We start from the raw sequence: 25751 nt of genomic DNA on the forward strand, positions 1-25751 counted from the left end.
ACTGAGGCACATGCTCATCGAGGATGCAGGCCATCGAAACACCCGCTCAAGAGACCCCGACGTCTGACGAGGCCCCCATGGGCGGGAAGGACGAGCGTGGGGTGAGTCGGTCATTGGCTTATGGAGTCGCCGACTTGGGCGCGCTTCGGGTCGAAGACGGCTCGTAGGGCAGCTTCATCGCCTTCGATGTCGACGAGCCCAAGGGTGTCGTTGAGGGTGAGCCCACCCGCTGCCAGCCCGAGGACGATCGAGGCGTCGGCGCGCAGGACGGCATCGAGATCGCGACCATCATGCAGGCTCACTTCGATGCCCGAGCGCGTCGCCCGCACCTGGAGCAGCTGGTCGTCGACCGCGATCCCCACCGTCGATGACCGGTGTGCGGTCGCCCTGCCGACGAGCAGGGCTCGGAGGGCGACGACAAGCCATTCGGCGTGGAAGCGGTCGCCGCCTGGCCCGCGCACCATGAGCGGCGTGGACCAGCGGATGAGGCCCTCAATCGGCTCCCGCAGCCCAGCGCCCCATGGGGTGAGCGCGTACACGACGGCGTTGCCCTCCGCGGCCAACCGCCGCCGGACCACAGACGCTGGCGAGCGGTGAGCTGATCAGCCACGAGCACACGACATCGGGCACCGTGAAACTCGTACGGCTGGCCGACGGCTCCCACGTCGTCCGGTTGGAGAACCTCGACACCAGCAACGGCCCCGACCTGCGCGTGTGGCTCACCGACGCACCGGTGAAGGAAGGGAAGACCGGCTGGCACGTCTTCGACGACGGGAAGTACGTCAGCCTCGGCAAGCTCAAGGGCAACAAGGGCAGCCAGAACTACGCCCTGCCCGAAGACGTCGACCCGGCCCGGTTCAGCAGCGTCAGCATCTGGTGCGACCGGTTCGACATCTCCTTCGGTGCGGCCGAACTCGCCCATGCCTGACAGGCCCTGACGGCACCAACTCTGTTCGGGCTGCCTGCTTCAGGCCGACGCGTCGAGGGCGGCGAGGATGTCTGCCGGTTCGGCGCGGGTGGTGTAGTCGGTGTTGACGAAGGCCCAGCGGATCACGCCGTCGCGGTCGATGACGTACGTGGCGGGCAGCGGCAGGGTGCGCGGGTGGCCGTCGTTGACGCGCTGGAGGTCGAAGCCGAGCTTGTCGTAGACGGCGGCGAGGTCGTCGGGGAGGTCGAAGGCGAGGCCGTACTGCTTGGCGGTGTCGGAGCCGACGTCGCTGAGGACGTCGAAGGCCAGGTCGTGCTTCTCGGTCAGGGACAGGGACTCGTCGGGGATCTGCGGGGAGACGGCCACCAGGCGGGCGCCGCGCGCGGTGATGGCCTCGTGGTGCTGCTGAAGGGAGCGCAGGGCGATGTTGCAGTACGGGCACCATGCACCGCGGTAGAAGGTTAGGACGACCGGGCCGTCGACGAGCAGGTCGTCCAGGGACAGGGTCTGCCCGGTCGCGGAGGGGAGGCTGAAGCGCGGGGCCTTGTCGCCCACTGCCAGGGCGCGGTCGGCCTGGCCGGAATCGGCGAGGTACTGCCCGGCCCGCTGCATGATCTCCCGGATCTCGGCGGGGATCTGCTGCTGACGCGCTTCGTAGAAGGTACGCAGTTCGGTGTTGAGGGTGGTCATGCTGCTCGTTCCTCCTGGTTGGCGACTGGAGCGGGACCGGACGCGACGAAGCGTCCGAGCGGTACCCGCGAGCAAATCTTGAAACGTCCGTTCCAAGATAAGGGTGTGCGTGGTCCCGCGCCAGCCGTGCGGAGTTGTCGATGCGTCAGAGGCTGGTGAACGGGCGATGGTCGGTCAAGGCGAGAGTCCGGATGAAGGCGCCGAGATGGACCACACGGCGGGCGACGAAGCGGCGGAGGCGGGGGGACTGCGACCCGTACGCGGCCGCCCAGAGGGCTGGTATGCGATTCATGGGGGCATGGTCGCGGCGCACGGGCGGCCACCGGGCGGATCGTGGACGAAGCTGGACGCCTTCGCACTGGTGGGCGACCTGCCCCGCTCTGTATCTGTCGGCACCTTTGCGGCATGCTGAACGGGGAGTATCTTGGAATCCCTATTTCAAGATGGCGGGGTGAAACATGCCGGACATCAAGCACTTCGATCCGGATGCCACCTTGGAGACCGTGGTGCGACTGTTCTGGCGGCAGGGCGTGGCCTCGACCGGGATCCAGGACGTGGTGACCGCGACCGGGCTCAACCGTTCCAGCCTGTACGCCACGTTCGGCGGCAAGCAGGAGCTCTACCTCGCCGCGCTGCGCCGTTACATGGAGCAGCGGTCCGAGCCGATGTTCCGGCGCCTGGCCGAGGACGAGCGGGGCCTGCCCGCGATCTCCGAGTTCTTCGGCGGCCTGATCGAGGCGCGTTGCTCGGGTGAGTACGCCCGCTGGGGCTGCATGGTCTCCAACGCGCACGCCGGGGCCGAGAACAGCGATCCTGAGGTACGGGCTGTCCTGGACCAGCACCACCGAGGGCTGCGCGAGGCACTGTACGCCGCCCTCGTCACCGCTGACCGCGAGGGGCAGCTCGCCGCCGGCGCCGACCCCGGAGCTTCCGCGGACCTGCTGTCGCTGCTCGCCTATGGCGTCAACCTGCGCTCCCGTGCCGGGGCGGATGCCGCGGCGCTGGGCAAGACGGTGACCGCCGCCCTGGACTCGATCGGCGTCCGGGCGGCGGCTTAGACGTGCGCGGAGCTAGCTCTCAACTGGGGTTGGGGGCAGGCGAAGTGCCCGGACGGAGAGCGGGAGCATCCTTCGCTTCCGCTTCTGCCGCATCCGCCGTGTAGTCCCCGGGGGACGTGACGTCGATGCCCTCGGGGGCCTTAGCAGCCCTCAGGACGAAGGTCAGCACCACCGCCACCAGCACGTTCAGCACGAACGCCGTCAGACCGATGTAGCCGATCTCGCCGATGCCCGGGATCTCCTTCGCCGAGCCGCCGAAGTGCTTCTGCGTCGGCGAGGCGACGCCGTACGCGGCGACCGTGCCGTAGATCATGCCGACCGCCCAGCCGGCCAGCAGGGCCCACCGGTGGAACCAGCGGGTGAACAGGCCACCGACCAGGGCCGGGAAGGTCTGCAGGATCCAGATGCCGCCCAGGAGCTGGAAGTTGATCGCCACCGTCTTGTCCATCGTCAGAACGAAGACCAGGGCGCCCACCTTCACCATCAGCGAGACCAGCTTGGATACCTTCGTCTCCTGCGCGGGCGTCGCGTCCGGCCTGATGAAGTCCTTGTAGATGTTGCGAGTGAAGAGATTGGCCGCCGCGATGGACATGATGGCCGCGGGCACCAGCGCGCCGATGCCGATCGCCGCGAAGGCCACGCCCGCGAACCAGTCCGGGAACATGTCCTCGAACAGCTGCGGGATCGCCAGCTGGCCGTTGGTGACCTTGACGCCGGCCGCGATCGCCATGAAGCCCAACAGGGCGAGCAGGCCCAGCATCAGGGTGTAGAGGGGCATCACCGTCGTACTGCGCCGGATCACCTCACGGCTGCGGGACGACAGCGTGGCCGTGATCGAGTGCGGGTACATGAACATGGCCATGGCGGAGCCCAACGCCAGTGTGGCGTACGTCCATTGGCCCGTCGGAGCCGGGAGCAGTCCGCCCACACCGGCGTCCGTGTACTTCTTGTCCGCCGCGGCGAAGATCTCGTCGAACCCGCCCAGCTTGATCGGGATGTAGATGATCGCGACGACGATGACCACGTAGATCAGCGTGTCCTTCACGAAGGCGATCATGGCGGGAGCGCGCAGGCCCGAGGAGTAGGTGTACGCGGCCAGCACGCCGAACGCGAGCAGCAGCGGGAGGTCCTTGACGAACCAGTTGGTGTTCTCGCCGCCGCCGACTCCCATGACGTCCAACACTGCCTGGATGCCGACGAGTTGGAGCGCGATGTACGGCATCGTCGCCAGGATGCCTGTGAAGGCCACGGCGAGCGACAGGCCCTTCGAGCCGAACCGGCCGCGGACGAAGTCCGCTGTGGTGACGTACCCGTGGCGGTGGCACACCGACCACAGCCTGGGGAGGAAAGTGAAGATCAGCGGGTAGACGAGGATCGTGTACGGGACCGCGAAGAAGCCGGCCGCGCCCGCCGCGTAGATCGCCGCCGGGACCGCCACGAACGTATAGGCCGTGTAGACGTCACCGCCGAGCAGGAACCAGGTGATCCAGGTCCCGAACGACCGGCCGCCCAGGCCCCATTCGTCGAGGCTGTGCTCGTTCTCGGCCCGGCGCCAGCGCGAGGCGAGGAAGCCCATGACCGTGACGGCCAGGAAGAAGAAGATGAAGACGGCGAGTGCGACGCCGTTCACGCCGTTGGGCATGGCTGCTCCCGTGCGGGGACGAAGGATTTCAAGCGGGTGATGACGTGAGGGCCGGCCGGGCGCTTACGCGTCCGGCCGGCCGGTGGGTCAGGCGTGTACGGGCTCTGCCTCGGCCGGGGTTGGTCCGGAGGCCACCTTGGGCTGTGGTGCCGGTGGGGACATCCGCTGTTCGAGCCGCTCGGGCAGCGCCCAGCGGTACAGCGGCATGGCACCGGCGGTGGTGATGACCGCGACCAGGACCAGCATGGAGAAGACGTCCTTGGTGATCATCCCCTGGGCGAGGCCGATGTTGATGAAGATGAGGATCATCAGGCCGCGGGCGTTCATCAGGCCGCCGACCGCCCAGGACTCGCGCCAGGAGAAGCCGACACCGCGCATGGCGAGCGCGCAGCCCGCGTACTTGCCGACGAAGCCCGCCGCCAGGATCAGCACGAACGGGCCGATCATGGCCCAGCCGGCGATTCCGCCGAGTTCCGTGTTGAGGCCGGAGAAGGCGAAGAAGATCGGCAGGAGTAGGACGCAGACGAGGTCCATCATGCGACTGTGCAGGGCCTCGCGGAAGGCGGGGTTGCGCGGCATCGCAAGTCCGGCGATGAAGCCGCCGAAGACCGAGTAGATGCCGATGTAGTCGGTGAACAGCCCGGACAGCAGAACGATCGCTACGACGATGTACATCTGGTCGAAGCCGAAGTGGCCGGTGCGCTCGACCCGTGCGCCCATTGGCCGCAGCAGGCGGGCCACGACGGTGAGCATGACGAGGGCGAACAGGGCCGTGAAGCCGATGGTGCGCAGGACGTGCATGGCCCCGGCGCCGGTGTGCATGGCCGACAGCACGGCCAGGAAGCACCACGCGGCAGCGTCGTCGATCGAGGCGCCCAGCAGGGTCATCCGGCCGAGCGGCGAATTCTGCAGCCGCCGCTCGTAGAGGATGCGGGCGAGCATCGGGAAGGCCGTGATCGACAGGGCGCCACCGATGAACAGGGCGAACTCGAACGGCGTGACGTCGGGGCGGGAAAGCCGGTCGTAGAGGAGGTATGCGGCTCCGGCGCCGAGCAGGAGGGACGGCAGGATGCCGGAGACGGCGAGGACAGCGGCATTCTTAGTGTCCTTCTTGCCGTTACCGCCGCCGTGGTCGAGGCCGGCGCCGACCAGGAACATGAAGACGGTCAGGCCGATGGTGCTCAGGACGTAGAGGATGGGCTTCACATCGGCGGTGAAGATCGCCTTCTGTGCCTCGGGGAACAGCGCGCCGAACAGGGTGGGGCCGAGTAGCACGCCGGCGACCATCTCTCCCAGTACTCGCGGCTGCTTCACCAGGAGGGCGAGGCGTCCGCAGAGGGCCGAGGCGGCCAGGATGACGACGATCGCGGGGAGGACGTGGAGGACGAGTTCGAGGTTCTTGTCGGTGGTGGCGGCCAGATAGGCCGTGGGGTGCGTGGGGTGCACATCGACTCCCGTGGTCATCAGGAACGGGCGGGGACGGAGGACTCGCGCGGGTCCTCGGTGGCCGGGCGGCCGCGCACGGGACGGTGCGCGGGAAGTCCGAGGACGGCCGGCCAGCGCGCGTCGTCGGGGGCGACGACGAGGAAGCGGGCGTAGAAGCTGTCGAAGAACGACAGGACGAACATCGGCAGCAGAGTCCAGATCGCCACCTGCTCCAGCGGCCCGTTGCCGGTGAGCGCGGCGATGATGACCACCACGAAGACGTTCGGGTAGGTCATGGCGGTGTAGTCGTCGAGCGTCTGGACGTGGCGGCGCCGCTTGAGCAGGGCGGCGATCAGTCGCAGGCCGACAGCGATGCCTACGGCAGTCGGCGCGTAGGTGGTGAAGCCGTCAAGGTCGAGCTTGAGGCAGACGAGCACGATGAACGCGGTGAGCAGCAGTACGGCCACGTATCCGTTGCGCTCGCCGTACTTGGCCGTACGGATGGGAGAGCGCTCCCGCAGGCGTTTGACCAGGACGTAGGCCGCCGTGACGACACCGGTCGAGGTGGCGGCGCTGATGGCGACGGCCGGTGCCACGTCCTCGTGCAGGGTCAGGGCGAGGACGGCCGAGAACGACAGCGTCGCCGCCAGTGAGGAGAGCAGGACCTGCGCGAACGTCGGCATGATCATGCCGCCGAGGCAGCGGCTGACCGTCATCGCCACCACGGAGCTGGGGGTCGCGAGGAACACCGCGGCGATCGCCGCCGTACTCGAACTGCCCACGTCCCACCAGTGCACCAGAGCCGCGAAGGCAATCGGCAGCGCGAGGTAGCGCAGGGCAACGGACCGAAGGGTGCCACGGTCGGTCACGAACGCTCGCGCGTTCTCCAACTCGATGCGGCACATGGTGATGACGCTGGCCAATACCAGCAGCAGGAGCAGCAGGTACGGCGAAGTGGAGATCCGCAGTCCCGCCAGGTTGGCGAGGAGACCAGCGGCCAGACCGGTGCAGAAGACCACGGGATGGTTGACGACCATCCAGTCGTAGACCATGTTCATGGTCTTGTTCTCGTTCTTCACATAGCTGTGGATCCGATCGCCCTGCAGCATCTGGGAGTTGGGCAGGCGCAGGTCGTACGATTCGTCGGCCGGGCGGTCCAGGATGAACCGGCAGATCAGCTCGACGACGTACTTGTGCGAGACCACACAGACCACCTCGCCGCGCCGCAGCGCGGGCAGCAGCTCCTCCTCGTAGAAGGCGTGGACGCGGTCCTTGAACTGCTGGAAGGTCTCCCCGCCGTGCATGGTCGGGCTGTCGGCGTTCATGGCCCGCTCGTACTCGGCGATGCCGTGGCGGCGCTGGAGGATGGACTTGCTCTCCAGCGTGTAGCTGCCGAAGTCGCGTTCCATCAGGCGCTCGTCGACCACGACCTCGGGGGCGTCCGGGTTGGGGGTGTCGATGCCGAAGATGGTGTCGGCGGTCTCGTAGGCGCGGGTCAGCGGGGAGACGTAGACGCGGTCGAAGTGCTGGCCACGGTGGCCGTTGGCGACCTTCTCGGCCTGGATCCGGCCGAGGAAAGTCAGGGGGGCGTCGCGCTGACCGGCGATGCGGTGGACGGAATTACAGGTCGATTCGCCGTGCCGGACCATGAACAGGCGGCCGAGCAGCTCCTGCTCGTCGTGGCCTGCCATCACATGCCCTTCTTCGGGGCGTGCTTGACCTGGTCGGCGTACTGGGAGTCCCAGCCCGCCAGCTTGGTGATGTCGCACAGGTTGTGTACCGCGTGCTTCTCCACCAGGGTGGCCAGCAGGGAAACGGTCCGCCGGGCCTGCTGCGTGGTGAGGTCGAACTCGCGGGCCAGGGCGGCGCCGAAGTCCGCCAGGTCGTCGTCGAGGATGCCGCGGTACTTGCGGCGCTCGGTGCGGTCCTGGGCCTGCAGGTAGTTGACGGCGTTGGGGTAGGCGCTCTCGCGGGCGTAGCTCTGCAGGCGCTCCCGCAGGCGGGTGGCCTGCGGCTCCTCGGCGGTGAGGTCGGCGGCGATCCAGTCGCTGCTGCGGATCAGGCAGTGGTGGATACCGTCGGGGATGTCCATCTGCTCCTCGTCGCTCGCGGACTTCACGCGGCGCAGCACCTCCATCGCCGTGTCGAAGCACTGGTTGCGCAGGGTGCCGATGCTGAACACGAACGCGCCGAGACGGCCGCGGCGGGTGGTCTCGTCGCCCTGGCGCATCGGGCCGACGCCGAACAGGCCCGGTGCCACCTCGCCGTCGGCGGCGATGAGTTGTCCGTGCGCGCCGACCTCGATGCCCCGGTGGGTCTTGGTCTGCGGCTGCGCGTATCCGTGTCCGTTGACCAGGCCGTTCCACAGAGGGTGGTCGGTGTGCTCGTAGTCGGTCTTGTTGCCCAGGCAGTTGACGACGCGGTCGACGACGATGTCCGGCTGGTCGGCGAAGACCACCCGGATCTTCGTGCCGTCCTCGACCAGGCGCATGTCCTGGATGCCGGCGGACAGGACGTCGACGGTCCTCGGTGCGCCGTTGAATCCGCGCATCCGGTTGCGTACGACTCCGCCGATCTCCCGCACGGTGCTGGTGCGGTTGGTGACGATCAGGCTCTTGTGCCGGTCGAGCAGCATCCGCACGTCGCGGGCATCCATGCGGGAGATCAGCTCGATGACGTACGGCTCCCACGCCTTCATGACACGCTCGGGGAAGACGGCGTCGAGCGCGCTGCCCGGCTCCACGCCCTGCTCTTCGCGCAAGTGCGCGTACTCCGCCTTGATCCCCTCGACCACCGACTCGGGAGTGAGCTCCTCCGCGTCGAGGAACGGCGGTCGGCGGGACTGCCAGATGTCGTGCTCGTGGTCGACGGGGTAGGTACCGTGCATGTGGCCGCCGCGCGAGCAGATCAGGATCTGTCCCCGGTGCCCGGCGTGCACGAGGGAGATCACCGTGTCGAAGGCCGACAGCGCGGAGCCCGTGACGAGGACGGTCTCCTCGGGGCCGACCTCCTGGAACCGCTCCTGAGCTCCAGGGGCGTAGGGGTCGGCGATGAAACGGTCGGAGTCCTTGATGCGGTGGTAAAAGGGCGCCTGCATCGGCGAGAGGTGACCGGTCGCGAGGATCACCTGGTCCGACGGCAGGTCGTGCACCCCGCCCTGCTCTCCGGCGTCGGCGTACTTGACGACGTAGCCGCCGCCCTGGCCGCGTACGTCGATGACCTCACCGGTCAGCTCCCGCAGCGTCACCTCGGCGTGGGCGTGGGCGTCGGCGGCCGCGCCGCGCAGCCGCTCGGCCAGGTACTGCCGGAAGATCCGCCGCGGTACGACACAGGCCACGCCGAAGTGGTGGTACTGCCACTTCTGCGGCCACTCGGAGCGGTCCGCCTCCTCGTTGGCCCACTCCAGGAAGTCCTCCGGGCGCTCGCGGCGCAGGGTGATGCGGCCGGCCTGGATGTTGAGCATGTGCTCCCAGTTGGTGGACGCCCAGCCGAAGGCGATACCGCCGTAGCGGTAGCCCTCCTCCCGCTCTATCAGGCATATCTCCAGTGGTGTATCGGCGAAGTGGAGCAGCCGGATGGCGGTGAGCGTGCCGGAGAACCCGGCGCCGACGATCGTGACGCGCCGGGTGCCGGGAGCCACACTGCCCATGGAGCCGTGCTGCATGCTGCTCGCGTGCCTCGCCATGTCCGCCATGCCGCGGTCCTGGCTGTGGCTGTCCTGCGTCGTGATGTGCTGCGTTTCCACGGTCTTGTCTCCTTCGGTGGGGGGGAAGAGTCAGCGCCACTCGTGGGTGAAGCGGACTGTCACGGCGTCACGGATCGAGTTGTGGACGATGCAGCCCCGCTCGGCCTTGAGTAGGGGTTTGGAGATCAGGTCCTGGAGGACGGCCGGCGCCGACACCTGCACGGTGATCTCGGAGAAACGGGCCGGTCCGCTCACGAGGGTGCCGTCGACCTGGAAGCTGATCTCTGAGGCGTCGGCCTCCGGGTCCTCGGCTCTCAGGGCCGCGAGGAACGTGCTCACATAGCAACCGCCGAGAGCCAGAAGCAGCAGCTCACCGCCCATGGGGCCGGTGTCGGTCCCCTCCTTCTCCTTGGGCCGGTCGATGGTGACCGTGTGGTCTCTGGCCTGACCCACGACGACGCTGCCGCCGACGGGGCGTAGGGACACACCGATTTCGGGCATGGCGATGCACGGACTCCTGTCCTGGAACGGGGCACGCGGGGCGTCCCGGGGTGCCGGTGAGCGGGAACGGGCCTCAGCATCAGGACGGAATACAGGCTTCCGGACGGATCGTGGATGATCCTGGATGCGCTCCGTGGCCGGAGCTCAACAGATGGAAACCAGTTGACAGGTACAGCCCCATGACGGCTAACTTGAAACGACCGTTCCAAGTTGGTCGTGGCCCAGGTATCCCATGGGGGAGGATGTTCGTGCCGCAGGTACTGGATCCGGGAAAAGCCCGCACAATGGACGAATTCATCGCGGAACTGAGACTGCTGAAAGCGTGGGCGGGCAACCCGTCGATCACCGAGATCACACGGCGTATCCACCGGGACTGGCAGCGGGCAGGCCGCCCGCGCGGTGAATGGCCGGCCCGCTCGACCGTGGGCAACTGCTTCCAGGTCGGCCGCCGCCGCCCCAACTCCGACCTGCTGCTGGCCGTGGTGCAGGCCCTCGTCGGCGCCGACGAAGCCGTCCTCTCCGTGTGGCGCCAGTCGCTTCGGGCCGTGCTCGGCGAGGCCGAGGCCGCCGCACGGGTCAGCGCCTACGACCGGCTGCCCGCAGGGCACCCCGTTTTCGTCGGCAGGACTGACCTGGTGGCCCGGGCGGAGGTCTTACTCGCCCGCGACCAGGACGTCACCACGCTGGCGCTGGAGGGCATGCCCGGGGTGGGCAAGACGTCACTCGCCCTGCACATCGCTCACCAGCTGCTCGCCGAGGAACGCACCGGCACGCCCGTCCTGTTCGCAAACCTGCGCGGCTCCGCCCCGCAGGGCCCGCCCGCCGACCCGGCAGCCGTACTCGAAACCTTCCTTCGCCTGCTCGGCGCCACCGGCGACCGCATCCCGTACGACCTCGACACACGCGCAGCTCTCTACCGGCAACTGCTGGCGGGAACCGGCGCACTGATCGTCCTGGACGATGCGGCGGACGCGGAACAGCTGCGTCCCCTGCTGCCCGGGACCCCAGGATGCCGCACTGTGATCACCAGTCGGCGCGCACTCGCCGGCCTCGGCGGAGCCACCCGTCTGCCGGTGCCGCTCATTGAGCCGGACGACTCTGTCGAACTGCTGCGGGCAACGGCGGGAGCCGACCGCATCGCCCCGGACATCACGGCCGTCCAGCAGATCGCGGACATGCTGGGCCACCTCCCGCTGGCTCTGTCGGTCATCGGCCGCCACATGCGGAACCACCCCGCCTGGGCGCTCAGCGACTACTACCGCGAACCCCTGGTCACCTTGGCCCTGGAGGACGGCGTACGGATCGCACTGTTCGCTTCCGACACGAGCTTGCCGACGGGCACGCGACGGTTACTGCGCCTGCTGGCCCTCCAGCCGATGCAGGAGACCGACGCCGCCACGGCCGCCGCACTCCTGGGCGAATCGCCCGCCGCAGCCGAGCACCACCTCGCCGCCCTGACGGCAGCACACCTGATCGAGCGCACCGCGCCCGGCCGCTTCCGGCTCCACCCCCTCGTCCACGCCTACGCGGAGGAACGTATCTGCATCGACGAACCGGCGAGCCGTATCCGACAGGCCCTGGGCCGCCTGCTGGAACACGGCCGCAGCCGCAATGCCGCCGTACACCTGGAGAATCGGACCATCCGTGGATTCCGGCTGCCCATGCCCCGGCAGCACTCCGAAGCCGACGGAGAGACCAGGCTGCCGCAGCACTTGCGAGCAGGGCGGGTACTCGCAGCCTGATGGGCCTTCCACCCGACATCGGACGTTCGGACGCCAAGAGGAGGAGAGCATGCCCGCCGACCGGCCCCAGGTCCTCGTCTTCGACGTCAACGAGACACTCAGCGACCTCACGCCGCTGCGCACCCGCTTCGAGGACATCGGCGCCCCCGGGCATCTGCTGCCCACCTGGTTCGCCGGGGTACTGCGGGACGGGTTCGCGCTGACGGCGGCCGGCGGTTACGCGGACTTCGCGTCCATCGCCCACGACGGACTTCAGGCGACGCTGTCCGGGCTGGCGGGCTGGGCGGGAGATGGAGAAGCGGCAGCCAGGCACATTCTCGATGGCTTCGCCCACCTGGACGTACACCCCGATGTGCCGGACGGCGTACGGAAGTTGAGTGAGGCAGGCTATCGCCTGACGGCGATGACCAACGGCAGCGTCGCAATGACCGAGCGGCTACTGGACAAGGCCGGAGTACTGGACCGCTTCGAGGCTCTGTCGGACGTGAGCGGCCCACGCTGCTGGAAACCAGCGCCGGCCGCCTACCACTACGCCGTCGAGCGGGTCGGCGTACGGCCCGACCAGGCACTGATGGTCGCCGTGCATCCCTGGGACATCGACGGAGCGCAGCGAGCAGGGCTGGACGGTGCGTGGCTGCGGCGCGGAGCGTCGGTGTATCCGCAGACGGCGACCCCACCCAGTTACAGCGCGCAGGACCTGCGGGAACTTGCGGACATGCTGACGGCCGAACGACCGTGATGTCGTCCGTCGCGGCGCGCTGGGCGGGGTCCGTCAGTGGGCCAACGGCTTGCTCTGCCTGGCAGTGCCTCATCTTGACCAATGGCAACGGCGGATGGGCTTCCGCACGGACGTGCGCAGGGTCATCTCCACGCTGCCCGACCTCATGTCGATCTACCCCACGCACAGCAGGCAGCGCCGGCGTACTGAGAACATGGCGGGCCGAGCAGCAGGAGGCGAGGGGCATGCGCACCTGGCAGGAGGAGCTCGATACCCTATGGGCCTCTTTACGCCGCCACGCAGGCCATGAGCAGGCGTCGGCGTAGCGGGGTGCGCGTATGTGGCAGCGGATCGGATCGGCCAGTGCGCGGCCGAATCGGGCCAGCACCTCAAGGGAACAGTGGACTGTTTGCGGCCGGCGCCAACACCAGCTCCGCACTGTAAGCGAGGTCACCGAAGGGGCCGAAAGTGCCGCGCTAACGTCGCAGACATGAACTCTCCCGACCTGTTCGGAGGTGGAGGCTCATGATGCGCGCTGTGTGGCGCGGCGCGGTACTCGCCCAGGCGGAGCGCACCGTCGTGGTGGAAGGCAACCACTACTTCCCGCCCGAGTCGCTCGACCGCGCGTACTTCACGGAGAGCCGGACGCGGTCGCTGTGCTTCTGGAAGGGGCTCGCCCGCTACTACACGATCACCGTCGACGGCCAGGTCAACCGGAACGCAGCCTGGTACTACCCGCATCCCAGCCCGCTCGCCAGGCGGATCAAGAACCATGTCGCCTTCTGGAACGGGGTCACGGTCGGAGAAGTCGCGCCGGAGGACCACCCGTGACCAGCGCCGCCCGTCTGATGCGGATCGCGGCATGGACGTCGGGTCTGGGCGGCGGACTGGCCGCCGCCTCCCTGGGGCTGGTGACCGGGGCGCTGCCCGTCGACGTGGGTGTGGGGCGGCGGGTACGCCCGCTGGGGCCGCAGACCGTGGATATCGCGGCACCTCGGGAGGTGGTCTTCGACGTGGTGGCCCAGCCGTATCTGGGCCGCACTCCGAGGGCGATGCGGGAGAAGCTGAACGTGCTGGAGCGCGGCAGCGACTTGGTGCTGGCCGAGCATTTCACCCCCGTCGCGGGCGGGCGATTGACGGCGGTCACCGTGGAGACCGTGCGCTTCACCCGACCCGAGCGCATCGACTTCCGGCTGGTCCGCGGCCCGGTGCCGCAAGTGACCGAGTCCTTCGTGCTGAGCGAGCACGGGTCGGGAACGCGCCTGGTGTACGCGGGAGAGCTGGGCACCGATCTGTGGCGGGCCGGAGCCTGGTGGGGTCGCATGGTGGCCGCCCGGTGGGAGGTGACCGTCGCCGGATCGCTCGCGAGGGTCCAGGAGGAGGCGGAGCGTAGGGCCCGGCCCTGACCAGTAGGACCGTCAGGGAATCGGCGTTGCCTGGCCGCCGAGCGCGGCCAGGGCGGCAGTCACCGTCCTGCCCAGGTCATGTGCGTCCGCTCCGGCGCGGGAGCGGAGGTTGACGCCGTATGCGAGCAGTGCCAATAGGTCGGCGGCAGCGCCGAGGGCGCAGCCAGGCGAGAGCTGCCCCTGAGTATCGGCGGTGACGAGTGCCGCGTACATCGCGTCCCGCAGCTCCTGGTGATGCCGGTCCAGAAGGGCGCGCACCTCGGAGTCACTGTTCTCAGCCCCCGCATGCGCGTTGGAGATCATGCAGCCCCAGCGGGCGTACTCGCCGGAGCAACGCGCCTCGATCAGGCCGACGAAGAACTTGGCCGGCAGTCCGCGCCCGTCCTCCGCGAGGCGCCGGAACACCGGCAAACGGAGCGCTGCTCCATGTAGCGGCGCAGCGCGGCGAGGTAGCGCTCCTGCTTGCCACCGAACGTGGCGTACAGGCTGGAGCGATTGAGCCCGGTCGCGGTCACGACGTCCTGGATCCCGGTCGAGGCCACGCCCTGCCGCCAGAACAGGCGGACCACCGCCTCCAGGGCCGTGTCCGGGTCGAAGTGCTTGATGTCCGGCATTCTTCACCCGCCAACTTGAAACGAGGGTTCCAGGATACTTCGGGCGCGTCATCTTGGAACGATCGTTCCGAGTTAAGCGACCCTGACCCCAGGAGGTCAATCCCCATGACCCTCAACGCCGAGCTGCGCACCTTCTACGAATCCCGCCAGCAGCAGATCCCCGCCGAGGTACGGGAGATCATGCGGCGATCCGGACAGGAACTCGCCGACTCCGGCCAGGCCGACCGCGCCCTGGCCGTCGGCGACCGGGCCCCGCGCTTCACTCTGCCCACGGCTACCGGCGAATCCCGGTCCCTGGACGACCTCCTCGCCGCCGGCCCGGTCGTCCTCACCTTCTACCGCGGCGCCTGGTGCCCGTACTGCAACCTCGCCCTGCGCGCTCTCCAGCAGCACCACGAGACCATCACCGCGCGCGGCGCCCGCCTGGTGGCCGTCTCCCCGCAGATCCCCGACGAGTCCCTGACCCTGACCGAGAAGCACGACCTGGCCTTCGACGTCCTCAGCGACATCGGCTCCGACACCGCCAAGCAGTACGGCCTCGCCTTCGACCTCCCCGACGACCTCGCCACCGTCTACGACAAGCTCGGCTTCAACCTCCAGCGCGTCAACGACGGCCACCCACGCACCCTCCCCCTGCCCGCCACCTACGTCATCGACCGCGACGGCGTGATCCGCTGGGCCTTCGTCAACACCGACTACACCACCCGCGCCGAACCGGCCGACATCCTCGCCGCCCTCGACGCCCTCGGCTGACCCACCAGGGCAGCGCCGCCTACTTGGGCGGCAGGGTTGCCGCGAAGGCGTGTCCCTCGTCGATCCACGCGCCAAGCGCGTCGTCCTCGGCGACGGCGGAGCCCGCGACCACGACCCAGCCACGCATCGGGCGGCCCGTCATGTCGAAGATCCGCGCCCCCGGCCGGGCGAGCGCCGCGTCGGTGGCGTCCGGGCCGACGCGGACCATGAGCTCGTCGCCGGTCACGCCGACGGCCATGTTGCCCCGGTACAGGAAGGCGATCCCGCCGAACATGCTCCCCCAGAGGGGGGACCCCCATCTCGGTGATACCGGGATCCGCGCCGAACCGTTCGCGGATCCGCTCGGCCAGTCCCTCGTCGTACGCCATCAGGCACCTCCATGCTGCTCGCTGGCCCTGCGTTCGAGATCGCGCAGGTCCTTGGTGAGGGAGGAGCGGACCTGGCGGGAGAACAGGGGTGCGGCCAGGCGGAGGAGGCCACCAGGCCCTCCCCGGACGCGGATGGCGGCGAGAGTACCGCGCGGGTGCGGCTCGAAGGAGTACGTGACATGCATCGGCATGGGAGCACCCACGGAGACCATGTCCAGCAGCCGCGGGGGCTCGTACGCGACCACGCGCAGGACGTAGTCGATGCGCCGGCCGAGGAAACGAGCTGTGCGGGTGACCTCGGCGCCCGTCCCGAACCCGCCGTCGTCCGCCTGCCGGGTCAGCTCCGCCGTACGGATGCCCTGCGTCCTCCCCCATAGCCCTGAACGGGCATGGGAGGTGCCCCCAGGCGTCGTGGCGCCAGTCCATGGCGTAACCGGCCACCCGCTCGGGCGGCAGCGGGATCACGCGCCGCACCGTCACGTCGATCGTCATCGCCTCGCCGCCTCATGCTCGTACCCCAGATTCCGGTCTCGGTCGGTGCTGTGTCGCCTCCAGCATGGCCGTGAGCGTCGGCGGGCGCGCGTTGCCGAGTGTCCGGTCAGCGACGCGCGACGTGCCGCACGGCGACAACGGCCTGCATCGCGGCGGCCGGACGCAACAGTGCCGGCCGGGGCCTGTCGGGCATCCTGCCGCGGCGGATACCGACGGCGGTGACCGCGACCACGGGCACCATCCATGTCGCGAGGGCCACGCCCCGCACCGTGCGGCTGGGTTCGTGCCGCAGTACGAGCCAGGTCCAGAAGGCAGCGTCGGCCAGGGAGTCGGCGTAGTCGCCGAACGGGGACACGGTGCCCTGGCGGCGGGCCAGGCGGCCGTCGGCCAGGTCGAGGGCGATCGCCAGCAGGCCCGACCAGCGGCTCCGCCCGAGGGCGGTAGTGGGGAGATTGCCTCGCAACAGGGTGATCACATCGGCCCCGGAGAGCCGGTCGCGGGTCTCCAGCAGGCCCAGATGCAGGACGGTGAGAGTCCAACTGGTGGCCACCCACGTCCGGGCTCCGGGGCCTCGCGCGGACGTGGACAGTAGCCCGTGCAGGGCGCCGGCCTGCGTGAACGCACACGGATGCCGGGTCGCCTGCCGCAGTGACCGGTGAGCGGCCATGCGGAGGAAGCGCCCGACGGCGCCCGGTCTCCACCGACCGTTGCGGAGTGTCTCCAGCAGGGCGTCGGTCGCCGCACGGCTGTCGCTGAGCTCGTATACGGGTACGGACACGGCGCTTCGGTCCTTCCTCGTGCCCGAGGTGTGCTCGTCTCACCGTAGGCAGAAGTTGTCTTGGACCGGCAGGTTCGGTGAGCGCGCTTACAGTTCCCGGCCTCAATGTGGCCGTAGCGTCGTGAGCATGGTGCTACGGCTCGCACTGGGCGCGATCTACGCGGCGATGGGGATCGGTCAGCTCGCCTCCCTGGGCGAGATGCCGGCCATCCTCGGCGCGTACGGCCTGGTGCACGGTGCCGCCGCGACTGTGCCGGCTGTGATGCTGATCGCCGGGGAGCTGGTGTGCGGCATCTGGTTCCTGGCCCGGCCACGGTCGAAGGCGCTGGCGCCGGTGTGGGTGTACACGGGCGTGTTGGTGGTGTGGACACTGCTGGCCGTGCAGGCGTATGCCCGGGGTCTGGCGGTGGCCAACTGCGGCTGCTTCGGGACTCACCTCGCCCAGCGGCTGAGCTGGTTCGTCCACCTCCAGGACGCCCTGGCCCTGCTCTACGCCGGACTGCTGCTGCGCGCCGCACGCACGCCCCCCTTGCGGGAACCAGCCCGCGGAGTGGAGGTGGGGCGTGATGTCCGCATCCCGTGAACGCCCGGGGTTCGGCGGGGCTGCCGGGGCCGTGGGGGCAGGGCTGGTCCTGGTGGTGTGCTGCGCGGGCCCGCTGCTCGTGGCCGGAGGGGCGCTCGGCGCCGTCGGCGACGTACTGCCGAACCCCTGGCTGATCACCACTGGCGCGGTCGTGCTCCTCGCCGCTGTCGCGTATGCCCTGCGGTGTCGGGTCCGGCGCCGGCACGGTGCCAAGCCGGAGGACTGCTGTCCGAACGTCTCCTGCCCGCCTCCGCACCAATGCGAAGAGGACGGTCCGGGACGTGCCCTCCACTGACGGATACGACCGCCCCATGAGAAAGGAGTTCTTCGATGACCCAGGCGCCGGCGCCCCGCCGCAAAGTAGACCGGGACGAGGTGTTCGTGGAGTTCACCAAATCGATCTGCCCGATGTGCAAGACCGCGATCGACGCGCAGGTCAACATCCGCGACGGGAAGGTCTTCTTGCGCAAACGCTGCCGCGAGCACGGTGAGTTCGAGGCGCTGGTCTACGGGGACGCCGAGGAGTACCTGTCGTCCGCCCGGTTCAACAAGCCCGGCACCATCCCGCTCACCTTCCAGACCGAGGTGAAGGACGGCTGCCCGAGCGACTGCGGGCTGTGCCCGGAGCACAAGCAGCATGCCTGCCTGGGCATCATCGAGGTCAACACCGGCTGCAACCTGGACTGTCCGATCTGCTTCGCCGACTCCGGCCACCAGCCCGACGGCTACTCGATCACGCACGACCAGTGCGCACGCATGCTGGACACCTTCGTGGCCTCCGAGGGTGAGGCGGAGGTGGTGATGTTCTCCGGCGGCGAGCCCACCATCCACAAGCACATCCTGGACTTCATCGACCTGGCCCAGGCCCGCCCGATCAGGAACGTCACCCTCAACACCAACGGCATCCGCCTGGCCACCGATCACCACTTCGTCGCCGAACTGGGCAGGCGCAACCGGACGCCCGGCCGCTCAGTGAACGTCTACCTGCAGTTCGACGGCTTCGAGGAACGCACCCACCTGGCGATCCGCGGCCGGGACCTGCGCACGCTCAAGCAACGCGCGCTGGACAACTGCGCCGAGGCCGGACTGACCGTCACCCTGGTCGCCGCGGTCGAACGTGACCTGAACGAGCACGAGTTGGGCGACATCATCGAGTACGGCGTCGACCACCCGGCCGTGCGCTCGGTGGCGTTCCAGCCGGTCACGCACTCCGGGCGGCATGTGGAGTTCGACCCGCTCCAGCGACTCACTAACCCCGACGTGATCCGGCTCATCGGCGAGCAGCTACCGGGCTGGTTCCAGAAGGGCGACTTCTTCCCCGTGCCCTGCTGCTTCCCCACCTGCCGCGCCGTCACCTACCTCCTCGTGGACGGGCAACCGGGCAACCGTACCGTCGTCCCCATCCCGCGGCTGCTGAACGTGGAGGACTACCTCGATTACGTCACCAACCGGGTCCTGCCCGACGCCGGTATCCGCGACGCCCTGGAGAAGCTCTGGTCGGCGTCCGCGTTCATGGGTACGGCCACGACCGAGGAGAAGCTGCGTGCCACCGCCGAAGCCCTCGACTGCACGGGCGCTTGTGGCATCGATTTGCCAACTGCCGTAAGAGACTTGAACGACAAGGCGTTCATGATCGTCGTACAGGACTTCCAGGACCCCTACACCCTCAACGTCAAGCAGCTGATGAAGTGCTGCGTCGAGGAGATCACCCCGGACGGCCGGCTCATCCCGTTCTGCGCCTACAACTCCGTCGGCTACCGCGAGCAGGTCCGCGCGGCGATGTCCGGCGTCTCCGTCGCCGACGTCACCCCCAACGCCCTGCCCCTCGCCGACCGCCTCACCGACACGCCGTACGGCTCGAAGACGGCGCGTGCCGAAGGGAGTTCAGGATGACCGCCGACGAAAACCTCAAAGCGTGCTGCGCGGCGGCGTACTCCTCCGACGTGGTCGCCCTGCTCCTCGGCGACTCCTACCACCCCGGCGGCACCACCCTCACCCGCCGCCTCGCCGATGCCCTCGGGCTGGTCTCCGGCAGCCGGGTCCTGGACGTCGCCTCCGGCCGGGGCACCACCGCCCTGCTCCTCGCCGACGCCTACGACCTGCGCGTGGACGGCGTGGACTACTCCCCGGCCAACACCGCCCTCGCCCAGGGCTCCGCCGCGGCCACCGGCCTTACCGAGAAGGTCACGTTCACCACCGGGGACGCCGAGCAACTGCCGTACCCAGAAGGCGCGTTCGAGGCCGTGGTGTGCGAGTGCGCCCTGTGCACCTTCCCCGACAAGGCGAAAGCCGCCGCCGAGTTCGCCCGGGTCCTCAAAGCCGGCGGCCGGGTCGGCATCACCGACGTCACCGCCGAACCAGGTCGGCTCCCTGCGGAGCTGTCCACGCTCGCCGCGCGGATCGCATGCATCGCCGATGCCCGCTCCCTGGCCGAGTACGCCGAGATCCTCACGGCCGCCGGACTCCGGACCCTCCGCACCGAACGCCACGACCAGGCGATGCTGCGCATGATCGACCAGATCGAGGCTCGGCTGAACCTGCTCCGGCTGACCGCCGCGGACAGGCTCGCCGCCGCCGGCATGGACACGGCCGCGGCCCCAGCCGTCCTGAACGCGGCCCGCACGGCCGTTTCCAACGGTGCCCTTGGCTACGCCCTTCTCGTCGCCGAGAAGCCCCAAGCAGCTCAGGGGCACCCGCCTGCGCCGGTGCGGCCTATGGCTTGATGTCGTACAGGACGTTGAAGGGGTCATCCGTCGTGGACCGGGCCACGGCGCTGAAGCCCGCCTCGGCGCACAGATTGCGTACGCCCGCCTCGGGCATGCCGCAGGTTCCCAGGGCTGCCCCGCCGCTCGCGAGGGACGTGGTCATGCAGTAGAAGACGCTGAACCCGTAGAGCATCGAAGCAACGGGGCCCACGTTGTCCTCGGGGCGGTCCTCGCAGTTGATCTCCAGCATCAGGTAATCGCCGTCATCCTTGACCGCGGCCCTGACGGCGGCGAGCAGCCGCTTGGGTTCCGCCGCGTCGTGGATGACGTCGAAGGTGGTGACGAGGTCGTAGCGACCGGGAAGCCCCTGGGCGGCATCGACCGTCTCGAAGGTCACACGGTCGCCGACACCGGCCTCCTCCGCGTTCGCCCGAGCCCGTTCCACCTGGCCCGGGAAGTTGTCGAACCCCGTGAAACGGGAGCGGGGAAACCTCTTGGCGAGCACGATCAGGGCACGACCCGCACCGCATCCCACGTCCGCGACGTCGATGCCCCGCTCCAGCCTCTCGACGACGTGAGGAAAGGTGCTCAGCCAGTCGTCGACCATCACGCTCTCGAACCAGCTGCCGGTGAACCGGCTCATGCCGTCCCACAGGATGTCCGGGTAGTCGCTCTGCCGTACACCTCCCCCGCTCCGGAACGCCTCGATCAGTCGTTCGTACGGCGCGAAGGCGGCCGGCATCATCTGGTACACGCCGCCGAGGAACATGGGCCCGTTCTCGTCGGCCAGCGCGGGGGCGTGCTCGGCGGGAAGGGTGAAACGCCCGAGCTCAGGTTCCTCCAGATAGCCCGCGGCGGTCATACCCCGCAGCCACTCGCGTACATACCGCTCGTTCAGGTCCAGGCGGTCCGCGAGCTCCCGGCTGCCGGCAGGGCCGTTGGCCGCGAGGTCCTTGAACAGGCCCAGCCGGTCGCCCAGGTGACACAGACCGGTGATCATCGTCCCGCTGATGTCCCCGAGCGCCTTCTCCATGAAGGCGTCGACCTTTGCCTCGTCCCATTCGTCCTGTGCCGCCACGGTGTCCCTCCTGGCCGAGCGTGATCGCGGAGTGCGATCGGCCGCCCGGCAAGCGAAGCACCGGGCTGCTCCCTCGCGGCGCCGCCACGACAGAACGGGGCGGCTCCGGCCGGGTTGCCTCACCCAATCCGCATATCTGATGCGCGCCCTGGTCGCTGACGGCCTCCGGAGCGGTCGCCGAAGCCCTTGCCGGACTCCTCAAGCCGTGTTCAAGTGACCACGATGTGCACGACCGACAAGCCCACCACCCGCCTTGTCGCTCTGCTCGACTCGGCGGCCGAGCAGCGCACCCGGGAGTACTGGGAGCGGTACATGAAGGGCACCGCCCGCTTCCGCGGCGTGCCCATGGCCGGAGTGCGGACGGCGGTGCGCACCGTGTGGCGGGAGCAGGAGCTCGTCTCCTGGACGACGCCGGACCTGCTCTCGCTGGCCCACCGGTGGTTCGCCCAGGAAATGAGCGAGGACAAGCTCGCCGCCATCCTGCTGATCACCGAACATCTCGGCCCCCGGCTCGGCCTCGGCGACGTCGAGGCCCTTGGCCGACCGTTCACCGCCGGGCACATCACCGACTGGGGCATCTGCGACTGGTACGCCACCAAGGCGCTGCACGGCTTCATCACCGGCGAGGACACCGAACTCCGGCCCCGCGCCGAGGCCATCGCCGCCTGGTCGACGGCCTCCGGCCTGTGGCAGCGTCGCGCCTCCGTGGTCGCCTTCGTCAGGCTGGCGGCCCAGTCTCCCGATCCCTTCGACGGATGCACGGACCTACTGCTCGACACCTGCGCCGCGAACCTCGTCAGCGGCGACCGGTTCGCGCACACCGGCCCCGCATGGCTGCTGCGCGAACTCTCCCGGCACCACCCCGAGCGCGTCGCGGACTTCGTACGGCAGCATCCCGAGCTGTCCCCGGAGGCCACGCGCATGGCCACCGCCCGGCTGAGACCGGGGCCCTACCGGCGCCGCTGACCACCGGGCCGCCATACCGGCCGGTACGTAAGCGCGCTCACATACCCGCACCATGCATCGCTCCTAGCGTCGGACCCGAGAGGAAAGAGGAAACAGGAAACAGGACACCCACTGCAGGAGAGGAGTCATGATGACAACCACCTTGCGGGTATCTCCCACCACCGCGGTCATCCCGGTCCACGCCGTGTGGGGCGCGGCAGCCGGACTGGCCGGCGGCATCGGGTTCGGCATCTGGATGTCGGTGTCCCGGCCGATGGCGGACACCGCGATGATCACCATGGTCGCCGGGCTGCTCGGCTCCACCAACGCCTTCATCGGCTGGCTCATCCACCTAGCCATCGCTCTCTTCGCCGGCATCGGCTTCGGCGTCCTGCTGGGCGAGTTCGCCCAGCAGCTCGTGCCGGCCGTCGTGCTGGGACTGGTCTACGGTGCCGCGTGGTGGACCGTCGGCGCCTTGTGGATCATGCCCGCCAACATGGGCATGCCGGTCTTCGAGTGGAACGACGTCACCAGCTCCAGCTTCGGCGGCCACCTGGTGTTCGGAGTGCTCACCGGTCTGGCCTACTTCTGCATCGCTCAGGTGATGCGCGGGCAGACCGGTTCGGCCCGGCGATGACGCCGATTCCGCCCGGGCCGCCCGGGCCGCCCGGGGGCGAGGTCGGTACGTCACGGGGAGCTGCCCAGCGCGGCAGTACCCCGGCGGACGCGGTCCTGCCCTACTGTCTGGCCGAGGACACCGTGGGACTGGCCGGCCCACCGTGGGGCGCGTCGCCCCCGCCCTGGGCGCCGGGGCGACGCGAGGAGACGCACCGCATGATCGAGCGCGAGGCAGACGAAGATCCGGACCGTACCTGGTGCATGTCCGAAGTGGACATCTTCCGCGACCTGTCGGAACCGGAGATGGACGCCATCGCCGCCGCGGCCCCCATGAAGACCTACGCCGCCGGCGAGATCCTGCACTCCCCACAGCAGCCCAGCGAGGTCCTGTTCATCCTCAAACGCGGTCGGGTGCGCATCTTCCGTGTCTCCGCCGACGGCCGCGCTCTGACCTGCGCGATCATCAGCCCCGGCACAATCTTCGGCGAGATGGCGCTGCTCGGCCAGCGCATGTACGACAACTTCGCCGAGGCCCTCGACGACGTCACCGTGTGCGTGATGAGCCGCGCCGACGTGCACCGGTTCCTGCTGTCCGACCCGCGGATCGCCGCCCGGATCACCGAGATCCTGGGCCGCCGTCTCGCCGACCTCGAACAGCGCCTGTCCGACAGCGTCTTCAAGACCGTCCCGCAGCGCATCGCGACCACCCTGACCACGCTCGCCGCCCGCGCCGACACCCCGGCCGGACGCCTCCGCCCCGGGACCCGCCACCCTCAGATCACCCTCACCCACGAGCAGCTCGCCGCCCTGGCCGGAACGTCCCGCGAGACCTGCACCAAGGTCCTGCACGACTTCGCCGACCGCGGCCTGCTCCGACTGGCCCGCGGCCGCATCTCCGTCCTGGACCCGGTCCGACTACGCGACGAAGCCGGATAGCCGAGCGCTTCTCGTCCGAAGCGCTCGGCGTGGTCACCGCCCGATCTCCGAACAGGCACTCCTCGGCATACGTAGCCATGCTGTGCACCGGTGTCAGGCGTGGGCGAGTTCGGCAGCGCCGAAGGACACGTCGAAGCGGTCGCACCAGATACTGACGCTGGTGTAGCGAGCGGGGTCGATGTCATCGGGCAGGGTGTAGTTCTGGCTGCCCTTGTTGCCCTTGAGCTTGCCGAGGCTGACGTACTCCCCGTCGTCGAAGACGTGCCAGCCCGCCCGCCCCTCCTTCACCGGCGCGTCGGTCAGCCACACCCGCAGGTCCGGGCCATTGCTCGTGTCGAGGTTCTCCAGCCGGACGACGTGGGTGCCGTCGGCGAGACGCACCAGCTTCACCGTGCCCGACGTGGCGTGTTCGTGACTCACCAGCTCGCCGCTCGCAAGCGTCTGCGGCCCGGGGGCCGGCGAGACAGCGGTGGCGGACGGCTGGGCCGCGGGGGTCCCGGAGGTCTCCACGACGCTGGGCAGCGCCTCGTCCACGGTCTCGTCCTGCCACAGTTTCCACGGCTGGAACCAATACAGCCCGAACCCCGCCGCGACGACTACCACTACCAGCGCGCCCACGACCAGCCGTCTGCGCAGCGTCCTCCGCGTCCGTTCCATTCCCGCCTCGCATCCTGAGTGTCTCCTGTCGGTGCCTCATTCAACGGAACCGGCGGCCCTCATGGAGCAGGCGAGAGATAACGGAAGTCTTACGCCTGGGGCGAGTGGTCTCAGCGGTGCTCGGGGTTGTCCGCGCCCGCGCGGCAGCCCGCGTCCCACTGCGAGCGCTGGTTGCCGTACGCGGGGACGCCGCCGGCGCGCTTCAGCAGAGCGGCGACGTGCATCAGGTTCCAGGTCATGAAGCTGGTGTTGCGGTTGGTGAAGTCGTTCTCCGGGCCGCCCGATCCGGGGTCGAGGTACGACGGCCCGGGGCCGGCCGCGCCGATCCAGCCGGCGTCCGCCTGGGGCGGGATTGTGTAGCCGAGGTGCTGGAGGCTGTACAGGACGTTCATCGCGCAGTGCTTCACGCCGTCCTCGTTGCCGGTGATCAGACAGCCTCCGACGCGGCCGTAGTAGGCGTACTGGCCCTGCGAGTTGAGCAGTGAGGAGCAGGCGTAGAGCCGCTCGATGACCTTCTTGGTGACGGAGCTGTTGTCGCCGAGCCAGATCGGGCCGGCCAGGACCAGGATGTCGGCGGCCATCACCTGCTCGTACAGTGCGGGCCACTCGTCGACCGCGAAGCCGTGCTCGGTCATGTCCGGATACACGCCGGGCGCGATGTCGTGGTCGACGGCCCGGACCTCGGATGTGGTGACCCCGCCCTCCATCATGACCGCCGCGCTCTTGTCGATCAGCCCCTGGGTGTGGCTGAGCTGCGGGGACGGCTTGAGCGTGCAGTTGATGAACAGGGCGGTGAGGTCGTCGAAGCGGTGCAAGTCGTTCGAGGAGGGGGCAGGCGACGTTGCCATGACGGTCTCCCTTGCCGAAGCTGACAGGCGCGAACGTCAGCGTCTCGCGTGCGTACCGATTTGTCCCCTTCCGACGCACCCTATGGTCACCGGAGGCCGGCGATTTCCGTGGTTCACCGAAGGAGGCACAGAACAGGCACCCCGATGGCGTGCCCGATAACCTTCTGCCAGGTGTGCCGGGAAGCCTGGTCGGCGATCACCCGCCTGCTGCCCCGGAGCCCCGATGCGCCTCGTCCGATTGCGCCACCGCAAACAGTCCGGGCCCCAGGGCATGCGCGCTCACAAGGTGGTCCGGCTGCACGGCGACCTGGACGCCGGCAACGCCGACGCGACCGGTCGGCGCCTCGTCCGGTTGACCGACGCGGGACCGGAGGTCCTGGAATCCCTGACAGCCAGTCAGGACTACGCGTCAGGGCAGGTCAGAGGGGCAGCAGACGCGCCAGGCCAGGCGCCTTCTAAGCGCTTGGCCGCAGGTTCGAGTCCTGCCGGGGGCGCCCAGTCTCCGCCCTCCCATCGGGAGGGCGTTTTTGCTGTTCAGAGGCCATTCATCGGGCTCGGCGGAGCAGCTTCGCGGGCGCGGG

Annotated in this window: 27 protein-coding genes, 1 tRNA gene and 2 pseudogenes; 15 read left to right on the forward strand and 15 right to left on the reverse strand. The window is 69.1% G+C overall.

What is annotated here, in order from left to right; translation table 11 throughout:
- Window positions 1–110: 110 nt before the first annotated feature.
- Window positions 111–563 carry a hypothetical protein gene (locus ACIA8X_RS09550; protein WP_399458129.1) on the reverse strand — a complete coding sequence of 151 codons (453 nt, stop codon included), beginning with the start codon at window positions 561–563 and terminating at the stop codon, window positions 111–113.
- Here ACIA8X_RS09550 and ACIA8X_RS09555 point away from each other — a divergent pair.
- A pseudogene (locus ACIA8X_RS09555) lies at window positions 554–928 on the forward strand (DM13 domain-containing protein); the annotation flags it as partial. The gene ACIA8X_RS09550 and the pseudogene ACIA8X_RS09555 sit on opposite strands and share 10 nt — an antisense overlap.
- A gap of 39 nt (window positions 929–967) precedes the next feature.
- Here the strand turns inward: ACIA8X_RS09555 and ACIA8X_RS09560 are convergent.
- Both ACIA8X_RS09560 and ACIA8X_RS09565 read right to left on the reverse strand, forming a co-directional pair.
- On the reverse strand, window positions 968–1618 hold the full coding sequence (locus tag ACIA8X_RS09560) for a peroxiredoxin-like family protein (RefSeq protein WP_399458130.1): 651 nt from the start codon (window positions 1616–1618) through the stop codon (window positions 968–970).
- Window positions 1619–1763: 145 nt separating this feature from the next.
- Window positions 1764–1910 (reverse strand): hypothetical protein, encoded by a 147-nt coding sequence (locus ACIA8X_RS09565; RefSeq protein WP_393445034.1) that lies wholly within the window; start codon window positions 1908–1910, stop codon window positions 1764–1766.
- Between the two features lie 166 nt (window positions 1911–2076).
- On the opposite strand from ACIA8X_RS09565, the gene ACIA8X_RS09570 reads away from it, so the two are divergent.
- The gene (locus ACIA8X_RS09570; RefSeq protein WP_393445037.1) at window positions 2077–2676 is read left to right on the forward strand and encodes a TetR/AcrR family transcriptional regulator; all 600 of its coding nucleotides are present in this window, start codon (window positions 2077–2079) and stop codon (window positions 2674–2676) included.
- Window positions 2677–2695: 19 nt separating this feature from the next.
- Here ACIA8X_RS09570 and mctP read toward each other — a convergent pair whose 3' ends face one another.
- The 5 genes from mctP to ACIA8X_RS09595 form a co-directional block, all read right to left on the reverse strand.
- Entirely contained in the window at window positions 2696–4318 is a 1623-nt protein-coding gene (gene mctP, locus ACIA8X_RS09575; protein ID WP_399458131.1) for a monocarboxylate uptake permease MctP, read from the reverse strand.
- A gap of 87 nt (window positions 4319–4405) precedes the next feature.
- Window positions 4406–5782: a cation:proton antiporter gene (locus ACIA8X_RS09580; protein ID WP_399458132.1), complete on the reverse strand. Its 1377-nt coding sequence runs from the start codon at window positions 5780–5782 to the stop codon at window positions 4406–4408.
- Window positions 5782–7434 carry a histidine phosphatase family protein gene (locus ACIA8X_RS09585; RefSeq protein ID WP_399458133.1) on the reverse strand — a complete coding sequence of 551 codons (1653 nt, stop codon included), beginning with the start codon at window positions 7432–7434 and terminating at the stop codon, window positions 5782–5784. Before ACIA8X_RS09585 ends, ACIA8X_RS09580 begins: the two co-directional genes overlap by 1 nt.
- The gene (locus ACIA8X_RS09590) at window positions 7434–9488 is read right to left on the reverse strand and encodes an FAD/NAD(P)-binding protein (protein WP_393445047.1); all 2055 of its coding nucleotides are present in this window, start codon (window positions 9486–9488) and stop codon (window positions 7434–7436) included. Before ACIA8X_RS09590 ends, ACIA8X_RS09585 begins: the two co-directional genes overlap by 1 nt.
- 30 nt (window positions 9489–9518) lie before the next feature.
- Window positions 9519–9929, reverse strand: a complete 411-nt coding sequence (locus tag ACIA8X_RS09595) for an OsmC family protein (RefSeq protein ID WP_393445050.1) — start codon at window positions 9927–9929, stop codon at window positions 9519–9521.
- 284 nt (window positions 9930–10213) lie between these two features.
- On the opposite strand from ACIA8X_RS09595, the gene ACIA8X_RS09600 reads away from it, so the two are divergent.
- The 4 genes from ACIA8X_RS09600 to ACIA8X_RS09615 all read left to right on the forward strand — a co-directional run bounded on the left by ACIA8X_RS09600 (window position 10214) and on the right by ACIA8X_RS09615 (window position 13795).
- The gene (locus tag ACIA8X_RS09600) at window positions 10214–11671 is read left to right on the forward strand and encodes an NB-ARC domain-containing protein (RefSeq protein WP_399458134.1); all 1458 of its coding nucleotides are present in this window, start codon (window positions 10214–10216) and stop codon (window positions 11669–11671) included.
- A gap of 49 nt (window positions 11672–11720) precedes the next feature.
- Window positions 11721–12410 (forward strand): haloacid dehalogenase type II, encoded by a 690-nt coding sequence (locus ACIA8X_RS09605; protein WP_393445056.1) that lies wholly within the window; start codon window positions 11721–11723, stop codon window positions 12408–12410.
- 504 nt (window positions 12411–12914) lie between these two features.
- Entirely contained in the window at window positions 12915–13220 is a 306-nt protein-coding gene (locus ACIA8X_RS09610) for a DUF427 domain-containing protein (RefSeq protein ID WP_393445059.1), read from the forward strand.
- The gene (locus tag ACIA8X_RS09615) at window positions 13217–13795 is read left to right on the forward strand and encodes an SRPBCC family protein (protein WP_399458135.1); all 579 of its coding nucleotides are present in this window, start codon (window positions 13217–13219) and stop codon (window positions 13793–13795) included. Before ACIA8X_RS09610 ends, ACIA8X_RS09615 begins: the two co-directional genes overlap by 4 nt.
- 12 nt (window positions 13796–13807) lie before the next feature.
- Here the strand turns inward: ACIA8X_RS09615 and ACIA8X_RS09620 are convergent.
- Window positions 13808–14409 (reverse strand): annotated as a pseudogene (locus ACIA8X_RS09620) (TetR/AcrR family transcriptional regulator).
- A 105-nt stretch (window positions 14410–14514) separates the two neighbouring features.
- On the opposite strand from ACIA8X_RS09620, the gene ACIA8X_RS09625 reads away from it, so the two are divergent.
- Window positions 14515–15162, forward strand: coding sequence for a peroxiredoxin-like family protein (locus ACIA8X_RS09625; RefSeq protein ID WP_399458136.1), 648 nt, complete (start codon window positions 14515–14517; stop codon window positions 15160–15162).
- Window positions 15163–15181: 19 nt separating this feature from the next.
- On the opposite strand, the gene ACIA8X_RS09630 is transcribed toward ACIA8X_RS09625, so the two are convergent.
- The 3 genes from ACIA8X_RS09630 to ACIA8X_RS09640 form a co-directional block, all read right to left on the reverse strand.
- Window positions 15182–15436 carry a TfoX/Sxy family protein gene (locus tag ACIA8X_RS09630; RefSeq protein ID WP_399458137.1) on the reverse strand — a complete coding sequence of 85 codons (255 nt, stop codon included), beginning with the start codon at window positions 15434–15436 and terminating at the stop codon, window positions 15182–15184.
- Between the two features lie 93 nt (window positions 15437–15529).
- Entirely contained in the window at window positions 15530–15775 is a 246-nt protein-coding gene (locus ACIA8X_RS09635; protein ID WP_393445069.1) for a hypothetical protein, read from the reverse strand.
- A 353-nt stretch (window positions 15776–16128) separates the two neighbouring features.
- On the reverse strand, window positions 16129–16800 hold the full coding sequence (locus ACIA8X_RS09640) for a CDP-alcohol phosphatidyltransferase family protein (protein ID WP_393445071.1): 672 nt from the start codon (window positions 16798–16800) through the stop codon (window positions 16129–16131).
- 127 nt (window positions 16801–16927) lie between these two features.
- On the opposite strand from ACIA8X_RS09640, the gene ACIA8X_RS09645 reads away from it, so the two are divergent.
- The 4 genes from ACIA8X_RS09645 to ACIA8X_RS09660 are packed head-to-tail and all read left to right on the forward strand — an operon-like array spanning window position 16928 to window position 20106.
- Complete coding sequence (locus ACIA8X_RS09645) at window positions 16928–17383, forward strand: MauE/DoxX family redox-associated membrane protein (RefSeq protein ID WP_399458138.1); 456 nt, start codon at window positions 16928–16930, stop codon at window positions 17381–17383.
- Complete coding sequence (locus ACIA8X_RS09650; RefSeq protein WP_393445075.1) at window positions 17367–17678, forward strand: hypothetical protein; 312 nt, start codon at window positions 17367–17369, stop codon at window positions 17676–17678. Before ACIA8X_RS09645 ends, ACIA8X_RS09650 begins: the two co-directional genes overlap by 17 nt.
- Before the next feature lie 35 nt (window positions 17679–17713).
- The gene (locus ACIA8X_RS09655) at window positions 17714–19276 is read left to right on the forward strand and encodes a radical SAM protein (protein WP_399458139.1); all 1563 of its coding nucleotides are present in this window, start codon (window positions 17714–17716) and stop codon (window positions 19274–19276) included.
- On the forward strand, window positions 19273–20106 hold the full coding sequence (locus ACIA8X_RS09660) for a class I SAM-dependent methyltransferase (protein WP_399458140.1): 834 nt from the start codon (window positions 19273–19275) through the stop codon (window positions 20104–20106). The genes ACIA8X_RS09655 and ACIA8X_RS09660 overlap by 4 nt, the downstream gene beginning before the upstream one ends.
- Here ACIA8X_RS09660 and ACIA8X_RS09665 read toward each other — a convergent pair.
- Complete coding sequence (locus ACIA8X_RS09665) at window positions 20096–21166, reverse strand: class I SAM-dependent methyltransferase (RefSeq protein ID WP_399458141.1); 1071 nt, start codon at window positions 21164–21166, stop codon at window positions 20096–20098. The genes ACIA8X_RS09660 and ACIA8X_RS09665 overlap by 11 nt on opposite strands.
- Before the next feature lie 222 nt (window positions 21167–21388).
- Between ACIA8X_RS09665 and ACIA8X_RS09670 the strand changes: the two genes are divergently transcribed.
- The 3 genes from ACIA8X_RS09670 to ACIA8X_RS09680 all read left to right on the forward strand — a co-directional run bounded on the left by ACIA8X_RS09670 (window position 21389) and on the right by ACIA8X_RS09680 (window position 23665).
- Window positions 21389–22132, forward strand: coding sequence for a DNA alkylation repair protein (locus ACIA8X_RS09670; RefSeq protein ID WP_399458142.1), 744 nt, complete (start codon window positions 21389–21391; stop codon window positions 22130–22132).
- Window positions 22133–22259: 127 nt separating this feature from the next.
- Window positions 22260–22748: a hypothetical protein gene (locus ACIA8X_RS09675; protein WP_399458143.1), complete on the forward strand. Its 489-nt coding sequence runs from the start codon at window positions 22260–22262 to the stop codon at window positions 22746–22748.
- A 197-nt stretch (window positions 22749–22945) separates the two neighbouring features.
- Window positions 22946–23665: a Crp/Fnr family transcriptional regulator gene (locus ACIA8X_RS09680; protein WP_393445088.1), complete on the forward strand. Its 720-nt coding sequence runs from the start codon at window positions 22946–22948 to the stop codon at window positions 23663–23665.
- A gap of 93 nt (window positions 23666–23758) precedes the next feature.
- Here ACIA8X_RS09680 and ACIA8X_RS09685 read toward each other — a convergent pair whose 3' ends face one another.
- Entirely contained in the window at window positions 23759–24322 is a 564-nt protein-coding gene (locus ACIA8X_RS09685) for a DM13 domain-containing protein (RefSeq protein WP_393445091.1), read from the reverse strand.
- A gap of 110 nt (window positions 24323–24432) precedes the next feature.
- Complete coding sequence (locus ACIA8X_RS09690) at window positions 24433–25170, reverse strand: flavodoxin family protein (protein ID WP_393445093.1); 738 nt, start codon at window positions 25168–25170, stop codon at window positions 24433–24435.
- A gap of 416 nt (window positions 25171–25586) precedes the next feature.
- Here ACIA8X_RS09690 and ACIA8X_RS09695 point away from each other — a divergent pair.
- Window positions 25587–25661: transfer RNA gene (locus ACIA8X_RS09695), tRNA-Arg, on the forward strand.
- The last annotated feature ends 90 nt before the right edge of the window (window positions 25662–25751 follow it).

Source organism: Streptomyces sp. NPDC051738, from assembly GCF_044453205.1.
In the GTDB taxonomy this organism is placed as follows: Bacteria; Actinomycetota; Actinomycetes; order Streptomycetales; family Streptomycetaceae; genus Streptomyces.

Excerpts from the sequence above, each read along its gene's own strand:
- ACIA8X_RS09610 (WP_393445059.1), top strand. The coding sequence starts at position 12,915 with ATGATGCGCGCTGTGTGGCGCGGCGCGGTACTCGCCCAGGCGGAGCGC.
- ACIA8X_RS09655 (WP_399458139.1), top strand. The coding sequence starts at position 17,714 with ATGACCCAGGCGCCGGCGCCCCGCCGCAAAGTAGACCGGGACGAGGTG.
- ACIA8X_RS09685 (WP_393445091.1), bottom strand. The coding sequence starts at position 24,322 with ATGGAACGGACGCGGAGGACGCTGCGCAGACGGCTGGTCGTGGGCGCG.
- ACIA8X_RS09630 (WP_399458137.1), bottom strand. The coding sequence starts at position 15,436 with ATGTTCGGCGGGATCGCCTTCCTGTACCGGGGCAACATGGCCGTCGGC.
- ACIA8X_RS09580 (WP_399458132.1), bottom strand. The coding sequence starts at position 5,782 with ATGACCACGGGAGTCGATGTGCACCCCACGCACCCCACGGCCTATCTG.
- ACIA8X_RS09650 (WP_393445075.1), top strand. The coding sequence starts at position 17,367 with ATGTCCGCATCCCGTGAACGCCCGGGGTTCGGCGGGGCTGCCGGGGCC.
- ACIA8X_RS09595 (WP_393445050.1), bottom strand. The coding sequence starts at position 9,929 with ATGCCCGAAATCGGTGTGTCCCTACGCCCCGTCGGCGGCAGCGTCGTC.
- ACIA8X_RS09670 (WP_399458142.1), top strand. The coding sequence starts at position 21,389 with ATGTGCACGACCGACAAGCCCACCACCCGCCTTGTCGCTCTGCTCGAC.
- ACIA8X_RS09690 (WP_393445093.1), bottom strand. The coding sequence starts at position 25,170 with ATGGCAACGTCGCCTGCCCCCTCCTCGAACGACTTGCACCGCTTCGAC.
- mctP (WP_399458131.1), bottom strand. The coding sequence starts at position 4,318 with ATGCCCAACGGCGTGAACGGCGTCGCACTCGCCGTCTTCATCTTCTTC.
- ACIA8X_RS09645 (WP_399458138.1), top strand. The coding sequence starts at position 16,928 with ATGGTGCTACGGCTCGCACTGGGCGCGATCTACGCGGCGATGGGGATC.
- ACIA8X_RS09625 (WP_399458136.1), top strand. The coding sequence starts at position 14,515 with ATGACCCTCAACGCCGAGCTGCGCACCTTCTACGAATCCCGCCAGCAG.
- ACIA8X_RS09605 (WP_393445056.1), top strand. The coding sequence starts at position 11,721 with ATGCCCGCCGACCGGCCCCAGGTCCTCGTCTTCGACGTCAACGAGACA.
- ACIA8X_RS09600 (WP_399458134.1), top strand. The coding sequence starts at position 10,214 with ATGGACGAATTCATCGCGGAACTGAGACTGCTGAAAGCGTGGGCGGGC.
- ACIA8X_RS09680 (WP_393445088.1), top strand. The coding sequence starts at position 22,946 with ATGATCGAGCGCGAGGCAGACGAAGATCCGGACCGTACCTGGTGCATG.
- ACIA8X_RS09585 (WP_399458133.1), bottom strand. The coding sequence starts at position 7,434 with ATGGCAGGCCACGACGAGCAGGAGCTGCTCGGCCGCCTGTTCATGGTC.
- ACIA8X_RS09675 (WP_399458143.1), top strand. The coding sequence starts at position 22,260 with ATGATGACAACCACCTTGCGGGTATCTCCCACCACCGCGGTCATCCCG.
- ACIA8X_RS09660 (WP_399458140.1), top strand. The coding sequence starts at position 19,273 with ATGACCGCCGACGAAAACCTCAAAGCGTGCTGCGCGGCGGCGTACTCC.
- ACIA8X_RS09560 (WP_399458130.1), bottom strand. The coding sequence starts at position 1,618 with ATGACCACCCTCAACACCGAACTGCGTACCTTCTACGAAGCGCGTCAG.
- ACIA8X_RS09565 (WP_393445034.1), bottom strand. The coding sequence starts at position 1,910 with ATGAATCGCATACCAGCCCTCTGGGCGGCCGCGTACGGGTCGCAGTCC.
- ACIA8X_RS09570 (WP_393445037.1), top strand. The coding sequence starts at position 2,077 with ATGCCGGACATCAAGCACTTCGATCCGGATGCCACCTTGGAGACCGTG.